Source organism: Nitrospira moscoviensis, from assembly GCF_001273775.1.
Taxonomy (GTDB): domain Bacteria; phylum Nitrospirota; class Nitrospiria; order Nitrospirales; family Nitrospiraceae; genus Nitrospira_D; species Nitrospira_D moscoviensis.
In genome coordinates, this window is sequence record NZ_CP011801.1 from 2,261,829 (window position 1) to 2,280,777 (window position 18,949).

At 63.6% G+C, this 18,949-nt stretch carries 23 protein-coding genes; 18 read left to right on the plus strand and 5 right to left on the minus strand.

The window, feature by feature from the left end; all coding sequences use genetic code 11:
* Nucleotides 1-18 precede the first annotated feature (18 nt).
* On the plus strand, nucleotides 19-492 hold the full coding sequence (locus NITMOv2_RS11260) for a VanZ family protein (RefSeq protein ID WP_053379954.1): 474 nt from the start codon (nucleotides 19-21) through the stop codon (nucleotides 490-492).
* Here NITMOv2_RS11260 and NITMOv2_RS11265 read toward each other — a convergent pair.
* The 3 genes from NITMOv2_RS11265 to NITMOv2_RS11275 are packed head-to-tail and all read right to left on the minus strand — an operon-like array spanning nucleotide 443 to nucleotide 3,572.
* Nucleotides 443-865 (minus strand): glycine zipper family protein, encoded by a 423-nt coding sequence (locus NITMOv2_RS11265; protein ID WP_053382068.1) that lies wholly within the window; start codon nucleotides 863-865, stop codon nucleotides 443-445. The two genes, NITMOv2_RS11260 and NITMOv2_RS11265, sit on opposite strands and share 50 nt — an antisense overlap.
* Before the next feature lie 38 nt (nucleotides 866-903).
* Nucleotides 904-1,758, minus strand: coding sequence for a hypothetical protein (locus NITMOv2_RS11270; RefSeq protein ID WP_053379955.1), 855 nt, complete (start codon nucleotides 1,756-1,758; stop codon nucleotides 904-906).
* Nucleotides 1,759-1,784: 26 nt separating this feature from the next.
* Nucleotides 1,785-3,572 (minus strand): SagB/ThcOx family dehydrogenase, encoded by a 1,788-nt coding sequence (locus tag NITMOv2_RS11275; RefSeq protein ID WP_083447947.1) that lies wholly within the window; start codon nucleotides 3,570-3,572, stop codon nucleotides 1,785-1,787.
* A gap of 137 nt (nucleotides 3,573-3,709) precedes the next feature.
* Between NITMOv2_RS11275 and NITMOv2_RS11280 the strand changes: the two genes are divergently transcribed.
* From NITMOv2_RS11280 to tadA, 17 genes are all read left to right on the plus strand, one after another.
* Nucleotides 3,710-4,132: a hypothetical protein gene (locus NITMOv2_RS11280; RefSeq protein ID WP_053379956.1), complete on the plus strand. Its 423-nt coding sequence runs from the start codon at nucleotides 3,710-3,712 to the stop codon at nucleotides 4,130-4,132.
* Between the two features lie 65 nt (nucleotides 4,133-4,197).
* On the plus strand, nucleotides 4,198-4,962 hold the full coding sequence (locus NITMOv2_RS11285; protein ID WP_053379957.1) for a tetratricopeptide repeat protein: 765 nt from the start codon (nucleotides 4,198-4,200) through the stop codon (nucleotides 4,960-4,962).
* Nucleotides 4,963-5,164: 202 nt separating this feature from the next.
* On the plus strand, nucleotides 5,165-5,719 hold the full coding sequence (locus NITMOv2_RS11290; protein ID WP_053379958.1) for an acyloxyacyl hydrolase: 555 nt from the start codon (nucleotides 5,165-5,167) through the stop codon (nucleotides 5,717-5,719).
* A 14-nt stretch (nucleotides 5,720-5,733) separates the two neighbouring features.
* Nucleotides 5,734-6,468 (plus strand): hypothetical protein, encoded by a 735-nt coding sequence (locus NITMOv2_RS11295; protein ID WP_053379959.1) that lies wholly within the window; start codon nucleotides 5,734-5,736, stop codon nucleotides 6,466-6,468.
* 77 nt (nucleotides 6,469-6,545) lie between these two features.
* Nucleotides 6,546-6,863: a tetratricopeptide repeat protein gene (locus NITMOv2_RS11300; RefSeq protein ID WP_053379960.1), complete on the plus strand. Its 318-nt coding sequence runs from the start codon at nucleotides 6,546-6,548 to the stop codon at nucleotides 6,861-6,863.
* A 25-nt stretch (nucleotides 6,864-6,888) separates the two neighbouring features.
* Complete coding sequence (locus NITMOv2_RS11305) at nucleotides 6,889-7,089, plus strand: hypothetical protein (RefSeq protein ID WP_053379961.1); 201 nt, start codon at nucleotides 6,889-6,891, stop codon at nucleotides 7,087-7,089.
* Between the two features lie 48 nt (nucleotides 7,090-7,137).
* The gene (locus tag NITMOv2_RS11310) at nucleotides 7,138-8,226 is read left to right on the plus strand and encodes a glycosyltransferase family protein (protein ID WP_053379962.1); all 1,089 of its coding nucleotides are present in this window, start codon (nucleotides 7,138-7,140) and stop codon (nucleotides 8,224-8,226) included.
* A gap of 10 nt (nucleotides 8,227-8,236) precedes the next feature.
* Nucleotides 8,237-9,091: a class I SAM-dependent methyltransferase gene (locus tag NITMOv2_RS11315; protein ID WP_053379963.1), complete on the plus strand. Its 855-nt coding sequence runs from the start codon at nucleotides 8,237-8,239 to the stop codon at nucleotides 9,089-9,091.
* Between the two features lie 62 nt (nucleotides 9,092-9,153).
* Entirely contained in the window at nucleotides 9,154-9,456 is a 303-nt protein-coding gene (locus tag NITMOv2_RS11320; protein WP_053379964.1) for a PqqD family peptide modification chaperone, read from the plus strand.
* Complete coding sequence (locus tag NITMOv2_RS11325) at nucleotides 9,440-9,868, plus strand: lasso peptide biosynthesis B2 protein (protein ID WP_083447949.1); 429 nt, start codon at nucleotides 9,440-9,442, stop codon at nucleotides 9,866-9,868. The genes NITMOv2_RS11320 and NITMOv2_RS11325 overlap by 17 nt, the downstream gene beginning before the upstream one ends.
* 10 nt (nucleotides 9,869-9,878) lie before the next feature.
* Nucleotides 9,879-11,828, plus strand: a complete 1,950-nt coding sequence (locus NITMOv2_RS11330) for an asparagine synthetase B family protein (RefSeq protein ID WP_053379966.1) — start codon at nucleotides 9,879-9,881, stop codon at nucleotides 11,826-11,828.
* A gap of 17 nt (nucleotides 11,829-11,845) precedes the next feature.
* A complete protein-coding gene (locus NITMOv2_RS23480; RefSeq protein WP_145976284.1) occupies nucleotides 11,846-12,013 on the plus strand; it encodes a lasso RiPP family leader peptide-containing protein in 168 nt (55 codons plus the stop codon).
* Nucleotides 12,014-12,021: 8 nt separating this feature from the next.
* Nucleotides 12,022-13,014, plus strand: coding sequence for a hypothetical protein (locus NITMOv2_RS23915; protein ID WP_187299438.1), 993 nt, complete (start codon nucleotides 12,022-12,024; stop codon nucleotides 13,012-13,014).
* On the plus strand, nucleotides 13,008-14,192 hold the full coding sequence (locus NITMOv2_RS23920) for a nucleotidyltransferase family protein (RefSeq protein ID WP_053379968.1): 1,185 nt from the start codon (nucleotides 13,008-13,010) through the stop codon (nucleotides 14,190-14,192). The genes NITMOv2_RS23915 and NITMOv2_RS23920 overlap by 7 nt, the downstream gene beginning before the upstream one ends.
* A gap of 119 nt (nucleotides 14,193-14,311) precedes the next feature.
* Entirely contained in the window at nucleotides 14,312-14,911 is a 600-nt protein-coding gene (locus tag NITMOv2_RS11345; RefSeq protein WP_053379969.1) for a sigma-70 family RNA polymerase sigma factor, read from the plus strand.
* A complete protein-coding gene (locus NITMOv2_RS11350) occupies nucleotides 14,908-15,909 on the plus strand; it encodes an anti-sigma factor domain-containing protein (RefSeq protein WP_053379970.1) in 1,002 nt (333 codons plus the stop codon). The genes NITMOv2_RS11345 and NITMOv2_RS11350 overlap by 4 nt, the downstream gene beginning before the upstream one ends.
* Nucleotides 15,910-15,953: 44 nt before the next feature.
* Nucleotides 15,954-16,430 (plus strand): tRNA adenosine(34) deaminase TadA, encoded by a 477-nt coding sequence (gene tadA, locus NITMOv2_RS11355; protein WP_053379971.1) that lies wholly within the window; start codon nucleotides 15,954-15,956, stop codon nucleotides 16,428-16,430.
* A gap of 12 nt (nucleotides 16,431-16,442) precedes the next feature.
* Here tadA and NITMOv2_RS11360 read toward each other — a convergent pair whose 3' ends face one another.
* Both NITMOv2_RS11360 and NITMOv2_RS11365 read right to left on the minus strand, forming a co-directional pair.
* On the minus strand, nucleotides 16,443-17,231 hold the full coding sequence (locus NITMOv2_RS11360; protein WP_053379972.1) for a 4'-phosphopantetheinyl transferase family protein: 789 nt from the start codon (nucleotides 17,229-17,231) through the stop codon (nucleotides 16,443-16,445).
* A 3-nt stretch (nucleotides 17,232-17,234) separates the two neighbouring features.
* Entirely contained in the window at nucleotides 17,235-18,920 is a 1,686-nt protein-coding gene (locus NITMOv2_RS11365) for a cyclic peptide export ABC transporter (protein ID WP_053379973.1), read from the minus strand.
* Between the last annotated feature and the right edge of the window lie 29 nt (nucleotides 18,921-18,949).

Genomic DNA, 18,949 nt, shown 5'->3' on the forward strand with positions numbered 1-18,949 from the left:
GGCATAATCGGGCCCGCCATGGGAGAGATCATCCGCATACTCTTTACCCCCGCTCCGCTGAGGCCCAGGCCGTTGCTGCTGTGGATGTGGGTCTTCTTCCTGGTCATCACTCCGACCTTTCCCTGGAGCGACTTTGTCGGGCATTCACATTGGGACAAGATCAACTGGATTCCCTTCCAGGACTTCGCCTTCGCTCCGCGCCTCCTCATCGACATACTCGGAAATTTCGGCTGGTTCGCCGTCTTCGGGTATCTGTTCCACTACCGGCATGAGGATCGCGCGTTCGCCTCGCTGAAGCCGGCGATTATGGTCGCCTTCGGGCTCTCGCTTCTCCTCGAAGGCTTTCAAGTGTTCTGCCACAACCGCTTTCCGTCCATGACCGACGTCACCTGCAACGTGCTCGGGGCGGCGCTCGGATCGCTCGTCGCGAGCCGGCACCAGCCTATTCCCATCCAACAGGGTCATACCCTCGTTCTCGCAGACAGCGACTGACAAACTGCTTGTAGGCTTCGCTCGGTGGGGATCGGCGGAAGAGGCCGCGGAGCAAACCGCCGGCGGCCCCGCCGGCCGCGCCGATCATCGCGCCGCGGCCCGCATGACCGACGACCGCTCCGCCGACTGCGCCCGCCGCCGATCCGATGGCCCCGCCGGCGACCGTACCGCCGGCCATTTGACCGGCCTTGCCTTGACCAGGCTTCGCACCGGCCTCTTTCGCCATATCGGAACATTGCGCGATATCCTGTTCCGCTCCGGCTTCCCCCACCTGCTGGTAATGCGTGTTGGGATAGAGAATCGGCTTCGGAGGGGCGCAGGCCGGCAAGACCAGCGCGCAGATGGCGGCAGAAAGCCATCGGAGGGGCTTCATGTGGAGAACAACGTAAACACCGGCCTCCCGTTGACCGATCATCGTCCGCCCGTGAGCTCTTTGCGCATGAGCCCGCGCATCATCGCGGGATCGTTATAGCCGACTTCGCTCAACGCGTCCATCACGTGCAATCCTTTGCTCGCCATCAGTTCTTTGGCCTTCGTGTAGTGTTTCGCGCTGAAGCGGGCCACCGCCGGCTGTCCGTTGACGATCTGGCAGGCCAGCACTTCGCCGTCGACTTCCAGTATCCCGCCCTGCTCCACCAACGTCTTGGCCTGAGCCACCGTGATGCCGTGGAGCTGCGCGAATTCTTCCAATCCACCGGTCTCGACCAATCGGCCGTCCGGCATGATGCAGAGGCGCTTGAAGTGCGGCGACCAGTCTTTACGGAAATCGATGTACTTGATGTCGCCGCCCTTGGCGACGGCCCGATCCAGCGTCCGGTAGTCGATGCCGAGATTCTTTTGCCGGAGTTTCGTCTGTAATTCCTCGGGCAACGTGCGATGAAAGACCTGAACGGCCGCGTCGAGCAGCGGCAATGCCCGCGCTCTGGCCCATTGTTCGGCTTCGGCGAACTGCACGAGGTCCAACACAAACGTCTGTTTCGGTTGTCCGCCGGCCGGATCGGCGGAACAGGCGAACAACCCTCTCGTGAGCAGGCCGCCGACGTGCGGATACACATAGACTCCGCCTTCCGCCAACAGCTTCGTCATGGTCTCCAACGGCACGTCGTAGCTCTCGGACAACACCTTGGCGTGGGCGGGAAGGTCTTCGGGAAGCGTCATGGCGCACGCCGTCACGTTCCCCGGCGCGTCGAATTCCGAATAGTCCTCGATGATGTTATAGAGGACGGCCGGCTTCTGCTTCTCGGCTTTTTTCTTGATCTTGAACATGTGTCAGGTCGTCCCTCGTATCTCGTCTACCCGTGATTCTGGTTCTGCAGGTGATGGTACGGTGGCAACGTCTGCAAGCGGCGATCTTCCACCGGACCGCCGATCGTGAAGTGATAGAGCGATTGCAGGCTCAACCCCTGGATAGCGACGATTTCGTGCACCGGGTCATCGAAGAAACAGCCGATCCCGGTCGCCCTGACGCCGGCCGCTTCCGCCTCCAGATACAACACCTGCCCCAGCAAGCCCGACTCCCAGAAGAGACGTGGATACCACCAGGCCCCCTCTTGCCGCAAGCGGCCTTCGAATTCGGCCAGCATGCCGAACGAAAAGGCGCTGTCGCCGGCAATATCCTGATGGCAACTGACCTGGGCCGCAAGTTTGCGCGCATCGCCTTCCAGCAGCCAATAGAGCGGGAGGCCGTCGGGGCATCCGGGCGGAGTGGTCCATACGAGCTCCGGATTCATCGCCTGCTGCACGAACGACAGTTTTCGGGGATCGCGGATCAAGACATACAACCCCGGCGTCAGCCCCTCGACACGATGCACGAACAACATCAAATGAACCGCCGGATCGTACGGCCAGCTGTCCCAGGGCATCGGGCGGTCTAATTGCGACCGATCGGCTTGCGGCATCACCCGCTTCAGCATGCGGAAGAAGACCGCGGCTGTGATTGAAGTCTTGCCGTCGAACGCCACGGCGCTCCGGCGCTGGCGAATGATCTGGCCGGCCGAGAGAGAGTGATGAGTGACGTGTGCCGAGTGCCGCGCATCGGAGATGTCCGGAGAATCTGTCGGCCTCGAAATGGTCCGCTGCTCGGATGGCACCTTCCAACTCGCCTCGGCCGCCTCATCGATCACCTCCCAATGTACGGCATGGTCACGACTCAAGCGATTTGCCTTGCCATGCCAAGGTCCGCCGGCCAATTCTTTGACCAGCGACGCATCGAGATACAAAGGGATTATTCCCGATTCTTGCCGCTTCACGCCTAACGCGTCACGTTTCACGTCCTCATGCGGCCAAACCACTGCCAGACAGTCCGGATGCTCCGGTTCCACGTCCTGAAAGTCGCCGGCGCGATTTGTGCCTAAAAGTACGGCGACAGTATTTTGCTCCACGCCGTCCAGCAACGCCATGTTCCAACCGAGCGTGGCCGCCGCAATGCGGGCGGTGCCGATGGCATGCCCCACGTCGTGATTGCAATATCTGAAGGCCCGTTCTCCGTACTTCCACGCTTCCCGCCAGTGAACCGACGTGAGGCCGAACAGAAACGCGTGGGGCGGAAACAGCGCAAGCAATCGAGCCGTCCGTTCGATCGGAAACTCGGCCCGCAACTCCAAGCCATGTTCTTTCGGCGCATAGTGGTAGAGGCCCGGCTTCATATCGAGTCCGCCGATGTGCGGCAGGAGGACATAGCCTTCCGTCGGGTGCAGATTACCGGACGAGGGATTGCTCCGCAGCGCCCATTCCGACTCCCCTGCCTTCTTCCAAGCCGACAGCGCCAAGGCGTATTCAAAAAAGCGGGACAGCGTCCGCACGGTCACCGGCCGACCGGGCACCGCGCCACGCTCATAGATCGCGTCATACGAGGGCGCGACCGGCTCCTCGCCGGGCGTCAGCAACGGAAGCGCCGTCAGCTCGGCGCCCGCAAACCGCCGGAACGGATCCGGTTGATTGGCCCAATCGAGAAACCCGAGCGACCGCGCGTAACGGTTGAAATGATGTTTCGTCCGGATGTGATACCGGATAACCTGATCGACCGGATCGTTCGAGAGGGATTCAGCTAATTGAGCAAAGACCGGTTTCTCGGTGTTCATCGGTGCTGCCCGGCAGTCTACAGAGCCGCAGGAAGGAAAGTAAACGGACGGCGGTCAGTCACGAACACAGGCGGAACGAATTGACCTGAGTTTCGGTTCCCTCGTATGCTGCCGTCTGAATAGGAGACGAGGAGAGGATGCAGTTCGACCCCGCCCTTGCCGCGCAGGCGGCGTTCGAGGAAGCGGAAACGGAGCTCGGCTCCGATTGGGAGACCGCCGTCGAGTTGGAAGAGACGTTCTCGTCCAATGCCGGCTCCGCGGCGCGAGACGCCTATGAAAACTTGCTCGCGCTCGCCGGTCGCCATCCGAATGCGCACTCGTTTCACGCCTTCTGCATCTACATCACCTGGCAGCAGGTGACCGAAGAAACGATCCCGCGGCATTTTGAAACCGGCCGGCGGCTGGCGGAAGCGTATCTGGCCCAGGCCGCCGGGAAAGACGAGCGGCATCTCTTGTGCGTCGCGGAGCTGCTTGGTTCATTTCGCGCCGGGCTCGGCTTGGACGAGGAAGACGAGATTCAGGTGGAATATCGGAAAGACACGCCGAAGGGCGGCGACTAGCGCCACGCGTATCTCGGGGTCCCGCCTCATCGCTTCACGCTTCACGAGATACGCTTCACACAAACATGTCCGACGACCACAAACATCGCGCGCGCATTTTTCTCCATCGCGGCGATCTCATCCAAGCGCGCGCCGCCTGGGAAGCGGCCGTCGCCGGCGACCGCGCGGCCGACAATCCCCGTGAACTGTCCGCCTCGCTCGGCAACCTCGGCAACACCTGCGCGCTGATGCAGGACTTCGAGGCCGCGGAGCGGTGCTACCGAGAGGTGCTCGCCCTCCAGCGGACGGAACACGACCCGCACGCCGTCGCCCATACGCTGGTCAATCTCGGCAATCTGCACATCGGCGCGGACCGCCCCGAGAAAGCGCGTCCCTATTATCTCGAAGCGTTGGACCTTCTGCGCGAGCTGAAGGATGACCGCGGCCTCGGCATTCTCTACAACAACCTGGCGCTGCAGGACGCACGCGAGGGACGGTGGGAACAGGCGGTCGGGTCGTTCAAGCAAGCGTTGGACTATCACCGAGCGGTCGGGAACGAAGAAGGACTGGCGGTCACGTACAGCCAGCTCGGCAAGTGCTATCTCGACCACGGCGATCTCGTCAGAGCCGAACGCTGCCTCAACAACGCCTCGGAACACTACATCAAGCTCGGCAACGAGCCGGCCGAAGCCGCGGTGCTCCGGCTGCTCGCCGGCCTGTACGAGACGCGCGCCGACGCCGTCTCCGCCCGCCGCTGCCTGGAGCGCGTGGTGGCCCTCGATCTGCGATACAAGCTGCCCGACTTGCAGACGGATTCCGCGCGCCTCGCCAAATTGACGGCCTCCGCCTAGCGCTCTCTCATCTTCTGCGTCCCCCTGATTTCGCTCCGCCGAACATCCGGGATTTTCTGGACAGTCGTTTTCTTCCTGCTACCTTGGTGAGGTCACTCCTGTTACGTCAAGTTTCACCGGCGACGAGCCGACAGGATCATGACGTGGATATCACATGCCATTGCTTGTCCGGTTGTGTGCGCTAGCGGTTCTGGGATCGGTCATGAGCGGTGCCTCCGCCTGGTCCTCCGATGTGTCGCCGGCCATCACGGTCGGCACACAGGAGGTCGGGCTTACGGCCGGCTATCTGCTGCCCCATCGCCTCACCACGGACCACACCACGAAGCAGCAGGGTCCGGCCTTCATGCCGTCGTGGATGATGACCCTCACCGATCCAGTCGGCGACGGCTGGTACCGCGGGCAGGTCCTCATCGGCGCGGAAATGGTCTATCTCCAGTTCCGCGAGCCCGTCTTGACGCACGGCGTCGGCTTTACCCCGAAGATCAAGTACATGTTCGCCGCGCTGGACCGGGTGCGCCCCTACGTCGAATTCGCCGGGGGGCCGTTCTGGACCGATCTCGGCGGCCGCATTCCGGAAGAATCGTCGCAATTCAACTTTGTCCTGACCGCCGGAGTCGGCCTGTCGTATTTCATCACGTCGCAGACTGCGCTGAACGTCGGGTATCGCTTTCACCACATTTCGAACGCGGGCACCCGCTATCCGAACCTCGGGCTCAATGCGAGCCTGCCGTTCGGCGGGTTTTCCTTTTATTTTTGACGAAAGGTTCCACGATGACGCACCGTCTGCTTCACGCCGCACTCGCGAGCGCCGCCGCATCGGTCCTCCTGACCGGCTGCGCCCGTTGGATCGAGCTCATGCCGCCGGCCGGCGCGCCTCAGGAACTCACAGCCCGATCGATTGCGGATGACGACCGTGTCCCGCTCGTCATGGAGGCGTTTCACGTCGTCCAAAATGGAGCCGCACAAAATCCTTCGGTCGAGCTCGAACGCCGCATTCTGAATCGGGTCCAGGAAACGCGGCTCTTTTCTTCGCTGGTCCCCTTCGGCGCGGCCCGCCCCGGCGGCGACAAAGCCGTCGCCGCCCGCATCGCGATCGAAGAAACGGTCGACCCTCGCGCCGGCGAAGCGGCGTGGAAGGGATTCATCATCGGCGCCTCGATGTTTCTCCTCTCGCCCGCCATCGAATTGGACTACGACTACGCCGCCCGGACGACCCTCGAGCTCGAACGGTGGGACGGCGCGGTGAAACGCTACGAGGCGCGCTCGACAGGGACCGCCCACTACAACCTGTTCGGCGCGACGCCGATCGTGCTCGACGAGCTCAGAGGACAAGTGACCGAGGCCTGCTTGACCGATCTGATGGACCAGTTGGTCCGTGATACCGGCTTCTACGTCGCCAGCGGCACGCCCCTCCCGGACGGGGCGATCCGCACCGTCACCGTGAAGGCACGGAAACCGGCTCCCGCTCCCGGCGTCCTGCCGGTGTCCAGCGTCCCCTCCCCATAGCCTCGCATTGCGCGCCCCTCTCTGGTCCAGGCGCTTCCCATAGTGCTATAGTCCCTCCATCGCAGGGACGCCGTTCGATGGACATCGAAGCATTTCGTCACATGGTCGCGAAGAATCCCAAGGGATTTCTCGGCCGCTACGGCTTGGGGAACAAGATTCTCCAAGAAGGCGGCAACATGGCGGAAGCCGTGGAGCACCTGACCGTCGCCGTTCAATTGGATCCCACCCATGTGGCGTCGCATCTGGCGCTCGGGCGCGCGCTGATCGGGCTCGGAAAGCCGGGCGAGGCGAAGCCCGTCTTGGCCGCCGGCATCGACGCGGCCCTCTCCGGCCGCTCCAACGGCGGACGGGATCTCGTGCCGGAGATGCAGCAGTTGCTCCGCACGCTGGGCTGAGAGCGAACCCGAGGAGAGGTGTGCCATGAATCTACACGAGGCGCGACAACGCATCGAGACGGCCGTGACACAATACGGCCAGCATGCCGCCCCGGCCATCGATCTCGTGCTGAACGAAGTGCGCTCCGACCTGGGCGCGCGGGCGTTCAATGAATTGGTGGAGGAGTTCGATCTGGAGCTGCTCTACAACATCGCGCCGATGGAGTCCGACCATTCGAACAGCTGACCTTGTCCGCTTTTTACCTTTTCCATTGTCCTGTTTCTTTTCGAGCTCATGCCGCTGATCTGGGCTGCGATTTCCGCGCACGGGTACGGACACGCGGCGCAGGTCGTGCCGGTGCTCAACGCCCTCGGGCGGCTCATCCCGAACGTGCGCGCGCTGCTGCGCACGACCGTCTCCGCCTCCTTCTTCAAAGACCGCCTCCTCGTGCCTTGGGAGTTGAGTCCGGTCCAACAGGACATCGGCTGCATCCAGGACGGGCCGCTGACCATCGACGTGGAGGCCACGTGGCGGGAGCACCTCCGGCTGCACGAGCACTGGCAGGAGCGGATCAAGGCGGAAGCCGCCGTCATGCAGGCGATACGTCCGGACGTGATCCTGGCCGACACCCCCTATCTCCCATTGGAAGCGGCGCGGGTCGCGGGACGTCCCTCCGTCGCGCTAGTCAGTTTCACGTGGGATCTTATTCTCTCCGGCTTGGCGCCTCCGTCCGACATCTCCCGCGAGCCTCTCTTGGCCGGCATCCGGGCGGCGTATGCACAGACCGACCTCGCCCTGCGTATCACACCGGCGCCCCGTATGGACCAGTTCCGGCGGATCGTCGATATCGGACCGATCACCGAACCGGCGGCTCCGGCCCGCGATGAACTGGCCAACGTTCTCCACTTGGCACCCGGTGAACGGACGGTCCTGGTCGGATTCGGCGGCATCCCGTTGACCTCGCTGCCGTTTGAGGCGGTCGAACGGCTCACCGGTTATCGTTTTCTGTTCGACGGCGCGATTCCGACCGGCAGCCGAAACGTAGTATCCACCCAGTCGTTGCCGTTTTCGTTCAAGACTCTCATGGCGTCGGTGGATCTCATCATGACGAAGCCCGGCTATGCCACGCTCGTGGAGGCGGTGGCCCTGCAGGTCCCGCTCATCTATGTGCGCCGCTACAATTTCGCCGACGAGCAGCCCTTGGTGGACTACCTCCATCGGCATGGCCGCGGAGTTGAATTGTCGCGGAAGGATTTCTTCGCGGCCGATTGGGACGCCGCCTTGCGGAAGGCGTCGGAGCTGCCCGCACCCGCAACGCCGCCGCCTCCGGCGACCGGCGCGGCAGAGGCGGCCGACATCCTGACGCCTTATCTCGACACGTAATGAGACTCCCATGTCTTGGATCGGTCATCTGTGCCGCCACATCGCGCAAGGCCTTCAATGGATCAGCACGGCGGCGCACCGCGGCGGCCATTTCGCCGGGCACTTCGTGCCATTGTTTCTCTCGCCCGGCCAGCTCAACGCCCAGCACCGGGCCTACTATGAGCGGTGGTATGCCGGCCGCGTGTCGATAGATGGCATCGCCGCGGAGGACTGCAGGCTGGAACCATGGGAGCGGGCGTTCGTGGAGCAATACGGGTCACCTCAAAGCCGGTGGCTGGTGTTAGGCTGCGGGTGGGGTCGCGAGGCCTTGCCTATCGCTCAAGCCGGAATGACGGTGATCGGGGTGGATCTCAACCGGAAGGCGCTGGTGGCCGCGCAACGTTGCGCCGACCAGGTGCGCGCCAGCGCAGTTTTTCACCAGGCGGACTTCTTCAAGTTGCCGTACGCGGCGGCGAGCTTCGACGTCGCACTGTTGACCGACGCCATGTACAGCGCCATCGCCGGGCGCGCCTCCCGCCACGCATGGCTACAAGAAGTGCGCCGCGTCGTCTCCCCCGGGGGAATGATCGCCCTCAGCTTCATACCGGACCGGTATGCGCGGACGTTCCTTCGACGAGTGTCCCGGGCATTGATCATGATGCTGCGCGGGTTACCGGGGACGAACGTGCAATGCGAGCTGGGCGACGAATATACCTCCGGGCATTTCTTCCATTTGTTCCAGGACCCGGACGAACTCCGCTCGGAGCTCGCCGCAATCGGCGCACGTCTTCATAAGCTTGACTGGCGACAGGGCGTGGTCTGGCTGTCCTTCGCGGCGAATCAGCCGGACGTCCTCGCCGACAACCCGGGGCGCCCTGTTTCTTGACAGCGCCGCATGGAGGGGGTAGAGTCGCGACCCGCAACGGCAGTGAGGGGTCTCCACTCGCTATGGCTCCCATCCTGACGCTTGATTCTCCCGTTCGACCGGCGCCCCATGTCCTGGCCGAAATCCTCGACGGTGAGCAGGTCATGCTGGACCTGAAGACGGGCATCTATTACGGACTCAATACCGTCGGCACCCGCGCTTGGACGCTCCTCGCTCAGGAACGATGCTCGGTGCGGCACATGGCAGCCGTGCTCTCGAATGAATTTGAGGTGACCGCAGAGCGCTGCTCGCAAGATCTTTTGGATCTCATTGGAACGATGCATCACAAGGGGCTCGTCGAACTCTGTGATGAACCGGATCCGTAAGCTACTGGCCTTACCGCACCACGAGCGTATTGCCTTGATCGAAGCCTGGTTGCTGCTGGGCTGGGCCGAAATCCGCCTGCGGCTTCCGCACGGCGCGCCTCCGATTCCACCGGCTCACGCCGGCACGAGCAGGCACTCTCACAGCTGTCTTTGCCGGGTACGCCGCCTGTCGGAGCTGGTGCGGCTCGCCGCCGCGCATCACGTGCTGCCTTCCAGCTGCCTCAAGGAGGCCCTGGCGCTGTCATGGCTGCTGCGCAAGCGGGGCATCAACAGTCGGCTGCGCATCGGCGTGGCCCGACAAGCGGACGGAGCGATGTGCGCGCATTCCTGGGTCGAATGTGCGGGAGCCGTGGTGATCGGCGATCCGCATCACGCCGGCTATGTCGCACTCCAATCGACCATCGAAACGTGAGACGGCATCCATGAGCGGCCTGGCAGGCATCTATCGACGTGACGGCGCCGCGGTCGACGCGCGGTCATTAGGACGGATGGCCGACACCCTGGCTCATCGCGGTCTCGCCGACTCCTGGGTCTGGCGGGACGGCGCCGTCGGCATCGCCTATCGTGCCCTCAGCCCTTCGCCCACATCAGACTTTCTCCAGGCCTATCCCTCAGCCCCTCATGTGACCATCGCCTTTGACGGCCGGCTGGATAACCGAGAGGAATTGCGCGCGCTCCTCGCCGATGAGGGAGCCCTGCCTCCGGAGAGCTCGGATGCGGCCTGCGTCGCGGCGGCGTACAGGGCGTTCGGGACGGAGTTTCCCGCGCGTCTGGTCGGGGATTTTGCCCTGGTCCTGTTCGACCGTCGAGCCCGTACGCTGCTATTGGCCCGCGATCCTCTTGGGATCCGCCCGCTCTATTACCTGGCTGTGAAGGGCGCCCTCCTCTTTGCGACGGAAATCAAGGCCCTGTTGGCCGGGGCTCCCGACGCCGCGCGACCGGATCGTGAATCTCTGGCGCGCGCCATGATCGGAACCGGGGCAGCGGCTGACGGAGAGACCTGCTTCGCCGACATCAAGTCGGTTCCGCCGGGACAGGCGGCCATCGAGACACCAGACAGTTTTGCCCTCCGCGTCTTTTGGGATTTCGACCCGGCCCACCGTGTTCATTGCTCATCGCTGGGAGACTATGCGGAAGGTTTCCGGTTTTATTTTGAGCAGGCGGTGGCGCGGCGTCTCGCCTCTACCAGACCGGTGGCCGTGGCGGTCAGCGGCGGGCTCGATTCGTCGTCGATCCTTGCCGTGGCGCATGGTCTGCATCAGGGCCGGCCGGGCTCCTTCGCGCCTGTCATCGGCCTCACCTACAGCCCCGCGGACGGCTCTCCAGCCGATGAGCAGGCCTTCCTCAAGGCGCTTGAGGCATGCGGCCCAGCCATTGCTCATTTGCCCGCGCCGCCTCCCGGCTCGCTGCACGCCGCCCGTGAAGTCGTTCGGCTGGTAGAAATGCCCCTGCTTGACCCGCTCTGGAACGCGACGCATTCAGTCCACGCGGCCGCGGCCGCGCGCGGTACCGGCACCCTGCTCACCGGTCACTGGGGAGACCAGGTGGTCGGCTCACCGGCGTACCTCATCGACCTGTTCCGCAGGTTCCGTTGGACGACCCTGCTAGGCCATCTCTTGCAGCGCGTACAATGGTCAGTGGATGTTCCACCGAGCCGGCATCTGCACGCCTTTTTCGCCGATGTCCTGCGTGCTCACGTCCCGGACTGTCTCGTCTCCCTGCTTCGGCATGTGGTTCCCACCCCGGGGTGGCAGGATCTCCCCCGATCACTGCAGAGACGGCTGCTGCTCGATGGGCGCAACGACGGCCGGCGATGTCGTTCCGGTGAGTTCGAAAGCCTCCACGCGCGAAGCCTTTACCAAGAACTGCGCTCCGCGTCGACGGTGCGATGTCTCGAATGGAACAACAAGATAGGGGCGGCCTACGGACTGGACGTCTCGTTTCCATTTCTGGACCGTGACTTCCTCGCCTTTGTCCTCGGCATCCCCGGCGACATTCTCAATACCGGTGGCACCCCGAAAGGATTGCTCAGGACTGCGCTCCGATCCTCCTTGCCGCCCTGCATCGCTCAACGCCGGTCCAAAGGGAATTATTCCCACATTGTCAATGCGGGAGCGAGCCGTGACCTGCCACAGGCGCGGACATGGCTGACGCAGCGGGCTCGATCGCCGGAACTGGGTCTTCTCGCGCCCGAGGCTCTGCGTTCCTGCCTGTCCGGCGGGCCGGACCGGACGAGCGACAACTGTCTGGCCGCTTGGCGTATCCAGCGGTTGGCGGCGGTTGAACTGTGGCTGGACGTTTTTTGCCCTGACACATCATCAGCCAAAGAAACGACGTCTGTCTCACTCGGCGAGATGGTCCCCTCGTCATAGATGTTAGGAGAACCGCTATGCCCGATCAATCCTATCCGGAACAGCCTCTCAGCGAAGAGAAGCGACCCTATGAGCCTCCGGCGTTACGCATTCATGGAGATCTCCGCACGTTGACGCAAATGATGCTCAATGCGAAGGGCGGCAACCGGAACGACGGAGGCGGGTTGCCCCGCACCAGGCTCTAACAGCTGCGATGGCTGCTCCTGCCGCTTCCTCCAGGCGTGAATTGTCCGGCATCCTGTCCGTTGACACGCCCTCTCTCTACGGTGCGGTATTGCTGGACGGCACCGTGTCCCCGAATCAAGACTCCACCGGCCCGTCCGTTCGGTTGATCGCCGCCCCTCCGAGCCTGTTCGAACAGGTGGCTCGGCGGATGGGCGCATGGGACGTCACATCTTCATGGTTTCGATATGGCGCGCTCGGAGACGGGCGCGCGTATCTTCATTGGGACCGTCTCTGCGATTTCCTCGTGTCACCGGACGGCCGAGTCATCGAGTACAATCTGATGCGCAGAGACGCTCAAGAGTCCTTCGAAAACTATCTTTTTACCCACGCCATGTCGTTCGCCCTCCTCAAACAAGGGGTGGAATCGCTGCATGCCACGACTATCTTTGTCGACGGGCATGGCATTGCCTTTCTCGGCGATTCGGGAGTGGGAAAATCGACGTTGGCCGCCGGATTTCTCCAGGCCGGCGCCCGCCTGGTCACGGACGATCTTCTGGTATTCTTCACACCGGACGGAGTGCCGTCTCCGCGCTCCTCGTTTTACGCCTGTCCCGGGCCTGCGCGCGTGAAACTTTTTCCCCACACAGCGCAGGCACTCTTGGGTCTCCCGCCGGCCGCCCCCCCGATGCATCCGGACACATCGAAGATCGTTCTCCGGCTCACGTCCGAGCAGCATTGCATAGACCCGGTGCCGGTTTCCGTACTCTATGTCATCGAACCGCCGCTTTCCCTAGGAGGCGAAGACGTGACCATAGAGCCGCTCGGTCGCGCCGACGCGTTCCTGGCAGTCCTGCGAAACACCTTCAACGCCATGGTGACCGACACAGTAAGACTGACGGGGCAATTTCGGTTCGCCTCTTCATTGGCCAGGTCACTGCCTGTCCGCAGATTGCGCTACCCCCGGACGCTTTCCCGGCTTCCCTCCGTCGTCTCAGCCGTTCGGACGAATCTTCGATGCTGATCCCTTCCTACCACCCTACCCTGGTGCAGCTTCTGCGTGACTGTTCCACCTGCACCATCCCTTCCCTACCGTCTTCGGCGGAGGAGTGGGACCGCCTGGTTTCCGCCGCTGAAAAGGAGGGGCTGTCCGCGTATCTCCTGGCTCGCCTCCCGCAACGGCAGGGCCGGACGGACATGCCCTCCACCGTGGGCGCCAGGTTGCGGGATAGTGTGAGCGCGACGACGGTCCGCTGTATACGATTTGCCGAAGAACTGCGCGCGATCCTTAAGGTCTTCGCGACGCACGATATTGCCGCGCTTCCTCTGCGCGGCCTGGCGCTGCCGCAACAGATTCCCGGCCTTCCCGCCGCCCGGCCCATGGGAGACATCGACCTCTTGGTCAAACGGCAAGACCTGGAGGCAGTGGCGCTGGCGCTGAAACGGCTTGGCTACCGTGCCATGGACCGACGCCCGGGCTTCGCTGCCTCCTTCTCATACACGTTGGAATACGTCAAAGAGGAGCACGGCTGGATCATCGTAGAGCCTCATTGGACTCTGGGGTATCCCCCTGCCGCCGGATGGTTCGATATGGACGCGGCGTGGCGGCGCGCCGAACCGCTGATGCTTCTGGGCGCGCCGACTCTCCGGCTCGCGGATTCGGACCTGTGCTTACATCTCTGCTTGCATCTCGCGCACAAGGGGCTGAGTGCGCGGCTGCTCTGGTGGTACGAATTGGATCGCTTGATCCGGTTCAAGCTTTCCGGCGACGACTGGGCTCGCTGCCGGGAGACCGCCTCGTCGAGTGGGCAAACCCGGCTGCTCGGCGGCGTGCTGTCGGCCCTGCATCGGCTCTTAGGAACGCCGCTACCCGATCTGACAGGCGGTTCGCAGGCGGAAACGTCTCTCCTGACCCGTGGCGACCGCCTGCTGACTGAGACTGACCTGGATGGCAGAGAGCCCCTCACGCAGTTCTTCCATATCAAAGGACTGACGGCAAGGCTGCGCTTCGTCTGGGGCATGGCGCTCCCGTCAAAACACTTTATGCGCTTGCAGTATCCCACTACCCATGCGCCATTGCCCCTCCTGTATTGCCTTCGGATCTCGAGTCTACTTGCACTGACCGCCATGATGATGGCCCGCATCCTGCGTCTTCGTATGATCGACACGGTACGGGCCGTAAGCGGAACCTCCCGTCGCTGACCGGCCCACCCCTTGTGCCACCTCGCTGTGTCCAAAGAGACATCTCTTTGGAGGTCTCCTCCGTAGAGTGCTATAGTTGTGGCTGGTTTGTGACCTATTCGAGACTTCACCTGGTCTGCATGGACAGTCCGTCTCAACCAGCCGCCTCGGCGATCGATCCGAAACTGCTGGCTCGCGTGGTCAAAGGTGATCAGCAGGCCTTCAGCCAACTGTACGATCAATCCAGCACGCTCCTGTACACCCTGGCCCTCCGCATCTTGGGCCATCGGGAGGAGGCTGCGGAGCTGCTGCAAGAGGTGTATCTCGAAGTCTGGAGAAAAGTCGCCCGCTACGATGTAGGCCGCGGCACGCCGGTCGCCTGGCTCATCACGCTGACACGGAGCCGCGCGATCGACCGGCTGCGCGCTCGCGGCGCCCGCGCGCAGGCCAACGAATCGCTCGATGGTCCTTCGGCCGTCCAGGTGGCGGATCGCCACCCCGGACCGTTCGAAGCGCAGGCCGATCAGGAAATGCGGCGGCTCGTCGGCCAGGCGCTGAGCAGCCTGCCTCCGGCGCAGCAGGAGGCCATCGAATTGGCCTATTATGAAGGCCTGACGCACATGGAAATCGCCGCCCGCCTGAACCAGCCGTTGGGGACGGTGAAAACCCGCATCAAGCTCGGGATGTCGAAGCTGCGCGAAACGCTGCGCGACAGTTGGGACCAGGGTGACCGCGCATGACGCACGAAGAATTGGAAGACGCCGTTCCCTTGTACGCCGTCGGTGCGCTGGAACGCGTCGAACGGCAGGCGCTCGAAGCCCATCTGCTGTCGGGCTGCGCCTCTTGCCATCAGGCCCTGAAAGAATACCAGTCCGTCGCGGCCGTCCTGCCCTTCGGGCTCAAGAGCACCGCGCCTCCCCGCGCGCTGAAGGCGAAGATCATGGCGGCTCGGACCCCGGCCTCGGTCGCCGCGGAGCCGGCTCCCAAAGCGCCGAGTTTGGAGCCGGGGGAGTGGATGAACCATCTCTTTCCGCCCGAGACGTCGGCCCGAACCCGGTCGCTCGGCTGGGCGCTCGGATTCGCGGCGCTCGCCGCCGTGGCCGTCGGCGGCTATCTCGCATGGACCTCCTACACCCGCCTGGCCGACGACACGGCCAAACTGGCGCAACTCGAAGCCCAGGCGGCCGCCGCCGGCTCCAAACTGGCCGCGCTGCAGCAGCAATTGGCCGAGCGGGACAAATCACTGCTGCAATTGCGGGATGAATTGCAGCAACGCATGTTGGAAGCGAACGAGTTGAGGGATCAGTTGATCCAGCGGGAAGCGGAGCTGGAGGACACCAGGGTTCAACTCACCCAACGCGGCGGCCGGCCGCGCACGCCGCATGACGAGCTCGCGGCGTTGCTCCGCATGCCCGACGTGAAAGCCGTCTCGCTCACCGGCACCGACATGGCCAAAGGCGCCTCCGGCGTCCTGCTCTATGACGACCGCACCCACAAAGTGTGGCTGTATTCGGTGAATCTCCCGGAATGTCCCAACGGCACGACCTATCAACTGTGGGCCATTCAGGACAAGCCCGTCAGCGTCGGCATGTTCCACATGGACAGCGGCGAAACGGCGCACCTGCTCGTGAAGCAGCTGCCCACCTTCCTCAGCGCCAAGAAATTCGCCGTGAGCCTCGAACCGCCGGGTGGACGGCCTCAGCCCACCGGCCCTCTGTATCTCGTCAGCCATTCCTAGCCAGCGTCGTCTCTGCTCCTCCTTGTGATAGCATACGACCCGCCATGGACGAACAAGCGGAACAGGATCGGCGTTACATGCAGCGGGCGCTCGAAGAAGCGGCCCGGGCTCCCGCGCTCGGGGAGATCCCGATTGCCGCCGTGCTGGTGCACCAGGACAAAGTCCTCGCCTCAGCGCATAACGTCCGCGAGATCCGCCAGGATCCGACGGCGCATGCGGAGCTGCTCGTCATCCGGCAGGCGGCCGAACGACTGGGCAGCTGGCGGCTCACCGAGACGACCCTCTATGTCACGCTGGAACCCTGCGCCATGTGCGCGGGGGCGATCGTGCTGTCCCGCATTCACCGCCTGGTCTTCGGCGCGTACGATCCCAAGGCCGGCGCCTGCGGGTCGATCTTCGACATTCCCGCCGAACGGCAGCTCAATCATCGCGTCGCGGTCATCGGAGGAGTGCTGGAACAGGACAGTCGGCGGCTGTTGCAGGAGTTTTTCCGGAGTCTGCGCGTCGAGCCGCAGCCCTGACGCGGTCCCCGCTCATGTCGGCGAAGAAGACGCCCACCGCCATTCCGTCCCTTCCGCGGCGACCGCCCCGACCCAATCGCCCGCAAGAGGGAGAAACCGCGCGGTGAAGACATCCGCCGCGCCCGCCGGCATGCATCCGGATTGAACCAGAGCCGTCTGTCCATCCGTGAATCGCAGCTCGCATTCGTGGAGCGGAACACGCAGCCCGGTCCCGCGCGCTTTGAGGATCGATTCTTTTCCGACCCAGTGCCGAAAAAATTCGCGTCGCTGCCCGTCCGGCTCCGCCGCCATGATGATCCGGCACTCGGCGGGCGAAAAAAACCGCCGGGCCAACGCGGCATAGTCCACGTTGTGCCGCATCCGCTCCAGATCAACACCTACATCGAACCCGACTGCGGCGGCCACGAGAGCCCGTCCGTGGCTGTGCGTGAGACTGAACCCGATTGACTGGGCGCCCTGCCCTTCGCCGACGAGGATCGGTTTCCCGCCGGTTCGCTCCCGAAATTCCAGGGATGCCGGCGCCTTGCCGCAATAGGCGCCGAGCAGATGGCGGAGGTAGCCGTGCGCGACCATATAACGCCCGCGGTCTTCTTCGAAGCGAAACCGCTGAGCGCGCTCGTGCTCGGCTTGTGACAGCCATTGCCCGCAACGTTGCCGCACATCGGGCGTCGTGTCGAGCATGAAGGCGTGCACCTGAATCACGCCCTCGGAGAGCCGGAACCGCGGAGAACGGTCCTCCACATCCGCAAGGGTGAGGCGGACAAATTCCAGGCTTCCAGCGCTGGATGACGGATGGCCCATCGATCAACCACTTTCCGAACCGCCGAGGTGTGCATGGACGATGCGCGGGCTCCAGGTCTTCACGATCCGTCCATCCTCGAGCTTCACCACGCGATCGCCCACATGATAGTACCGATCGTCGTGCGTGATCACCACAATGGCCTTGCCCCGGGCGCTCAGATCCGGGAGCAGCCGGTTGTAAAATACGCCCTTATAATGTGGGTCCTGGTCCGCCGCCCATTCATCGAACACGTACACCGGCCGGTCTTCCAGGTACGCCGTCAACAGGGCCAGCCGGCGCCGCTGGCCCTGAGATAGATTGACGGTCGAGAACCGGCCGTCGGCCACGGTGACTTTGCCCTCCAGTTCCAGCCAATTCAGATACTGCTGCACGACCTCGTCGGCCATGTGGCTGTCCGCAATATGCAGGCCTTCGAAGAGATGATAGTCGGAAAACACCGCGGAAAAATGCTGCCGATACCACGCGCGATTCTCATCCGTCACCGGAACTCCCCCTATGCGGACCGTTCCGCGGTCGGGCCGGTACAGTCCGGTCAAGAGCTTCACGAACGTCGATTTGCCGGAGCCGTTGCCGCCGACGATGAACACCAGCTCGCCGGGGCGAATCACAAAGTCCAGCGGTCCCAGCGTGAATCCCTGTTGGTCTCCGGTCGGCTCGTACGCGAAGGTCACGCCCTCCATCGCGATCATGGGATACGGCGCGGCAGCCGGTTGCGAGGACGCCATGCCTTTGGAATCGGCCTCATTCGCCTCCAGCGACATCCCGAGGGCTTCAATCCGCGCCAGCGCGATCCGGCCCCGTGACACGGCGGGGAACGATCCGATGATGCTCCACACCGGATTCATGAGATAGAGCATCGCAAACACAAATCCCGTCAGCGACTCGGGAGGCAACGCCAGGAAGGAGGGAAACACCACCAGGATGATGCCGATCAGAAGATAGTACAGCGATTGCGTCCAACTCTCCCCCGCCAAGTGATGCTGAAAGGCGGTCAGGTTGCAGCGCCGCAACGTCGCCATGGCATCCCGCACGTCGCGCTCGACAAAGCGGCGCGCGCGCTCCGCATTCATCAACAATTCCTTGACGCCGGACGTCAACCCCCGGAACTGCTGGAACGTTCGGCTCTTGGCGTCTCTGGAGGCGCGGATCGCCGAGAAGGACTTCCGGTGGAGCCAGTAATAGCCCGCCGCGCCCGCCGCCGTGATGCCCGCGACGCCCAGAAAGGCGCCGGGTGACAACCACAGAAGATAGACACCGCACCCGGCCACCATGGCGCCGTTCATCGCCAGATTGGGAACGCATTGCGCCGCCCAGACCACCGAACCGACGTCGTCCGTCAACGTCGTGAAGACCTCGTCGGCGCCGGCCCGCTCGAGGGCACGCAGGGACGAGCCGACGATCCGTCTGCACAACGACATGGTGACGTCCATCACCGCATCCTGCGCAAAACGGACCAGCCATAGTTGAGAGAGCAGGTTGGCCGCCACCTTCCCGGTCACCAGGCCGGCGAAACCGGCCGTCAGCAGGACCAGCTGGCCGTCGTGCGGATGCAGCAGCCGGTTGATCACCGCCACGACTGCCGCGCTGAACAGGCCCGAAAGGCCGCCGGCGGCCAAGACGAGGACGAGCACGCCGCGGTGCCGGCGCAACAGCGTGTGTAGAGACCCCAGCGAAGACGAGCCGATCATGGTGGTGTCCTGCCCACATGATTCATGGC

What these genes read in the sequence shown, in the direction of transcription:
- NITMOv2_RS11260 (WP_053379954.1), top strand. Translation starts at nt 19, where the DNA reads ATGGGAGAGATCATCCGCATACTCTTTACCCCCGCTCCGCTGAGGCCC.
- NITMOv2_RS11265 (WP_053382068.1), bottom strand. Translation starts at nt 865, where the DNA reads ATGAAGCCCCTCCGATGGCTTTCTGCCGCCATCTGCGCGCTGGTCTTG.
- NITMOv2_RS11270 (WP_053379955.1), bottom strand. Translation starts at nt 1,758, where the DNA reads ATGTTCAAGATCAAGAAAAAAGCCGAGAAGCAGAAGCCGGCCGTCCTC.
- NITMOv2_RS11275 (WP_083447947.1), bottom strand. Translation starts at nt 3,572, where the DNA reads ATGAACACCGAGAAACCGGTCTTTGCTCAATTAGCTGAATCCCTCTCG.
- NITMOv2_RS11280 (WP_053379956.1), top strand. Translation starts at nt 3,710, where the DNA reads ATGCAGTTCGACCCCGCCCTTGCCGCGCAGGCGGCGTTCGAGGAAGCG.
- NITMOv2_RS11285 (WP_053379957.1), top strand. Translation starts at nt 4,198, where the DNA reads ATGTCCGACGACCACAAACATCGCGCGCGCATTTTTCTCCATCGCGGC.
- NITMOv2_RS11290 (WP_053379958.1), top strand. Translation starts at nt 5,165, where the DNA reads ATGAGCGGTGCCTCCGCCTGGTCCTCCGATGTGTCGCCGGCCATCACG.
- NITMOv2_RS11295 (WP_053379959.1), top strand. Translation starts at nt 5,734, where the DNA reads ATGACGCACCGTCTGCTTCACGCCGCACTCGCGAGCGCCGCCGCATCG.
- NITMOv2_RS11300 (WP_053379960.1), top strand. Translation starts at nt 6,546, where the DNA reads ATGGACATCGAAGCATTTCGTCACATGGTCGCGAAGAATCCCAAGGGA.
- NITMOv2_RS11305 (WP_053379961.1), top strand. Translation starts at nt 6,889, where the DNA reads ATGAATCTACACGAGGCGCGACAACGCATCGAGACGGCCGTGACACAA.
- NITMOv2_RS11310 (WP_053379962.1), top strand. Translation starts at nt 7,138, where the DNA reads ATGCCGCTGATCTGGGCTGCGATTTCCGCGCACGGGTACGGACACGCG.
- NITMOv2_RS11315 (WP_053379963.1), top strand. Translation starts at nt 8,237, where the DNA reads ATGTCTTGGATCGGTCATCTGTGCCGCCACATCGCGCAAGGCCTTCAA.
- NITMOv2_RS11320 (WP_053379964.1), top strand. Translation starts at nt 9,154, where the DNA reads ATGGCTCCCATCCTGACGCTTGATTCTCCCGTTCGACCGGCGCCCCAT.
- NITMOv2_RS11325 (WP_083447949.1), top strand. Translation starts at nt 9,440, where the DNA reads ATGAACCGGATCCGTAAGCTACTGGCCTTACCGCACCACGAGCGTATT.
- NITMOv2_RS11330 (WP_053379966.1), top strand. Translation starts at nt 9,879, where the DNA reads ATGAGCGGCCTGGCAGGCATCTATCGACGTGACGGCGCCGCGGTCGAC.
- NITMOv2_RS23480 (WP_145976284.1), top strand. Translation starts at nt 11,846, where the DNA reads ATGCCCGATCAATCCTATCCGGAACAGCCTCTCAGCGAAGAGAAGCGA.
- NITMOv2_RS23915 (WP_187299438.1), top strand. Translation starts at nt 12,022, where the DNA reads ATGGCTGCTCCTGCCGCTTCCTCCAGGCGTGAATTGTCCGGCATCCTG.
- NITMOv2_RS23920 (WP_053379968.1), top strand. Translation starts at nt 13,008, where the DNA reads ATGCTGATCCCTTCCTACCACCCTACCCTGGTGCAGCTTCTGCGTGAC.
- NITMOv2_RS11345 (WP_053379969.1), top strand. Translation starts at nt 14,312, where the DNA reads ATGGACAGTCCGTCTCAACCAGCCGCCTCGGCGATCGATCCGAAACTG.
- NITMOv2_RS11350 (WP_053379970.1), top strand. Translation starts at nt 14,908, where the DNA reads ATGACGCACGAAGAATTGGAAGACGCCGTTCCCTTGTACGCCGTCGGT.
- tadA (WP_053379971.1), top strand. Translation starts at nt 15,954, where the DNA reads ATGGACGAACAAGCGGAACAGGATCGGCGTTACATGCAGCGGGCGCTC.
- NITMOv2_RS11360 (WP_053379972.1), bottom strand. Translation starts at nt 17,231, where the DNA reads ATGGGCCATCCGTCATCCAGCGCTGGAAGCCTGGAATTTGTCCGCCTC.
- NITMOv2_RS11365 (WP_053379973.1), bottom strand. Translation starts at nt 18,920, where the DNA reads ATGATCGGCTCGTCTTCGCTGGGGTCTCTACACACGCTGTTGCGCCGG.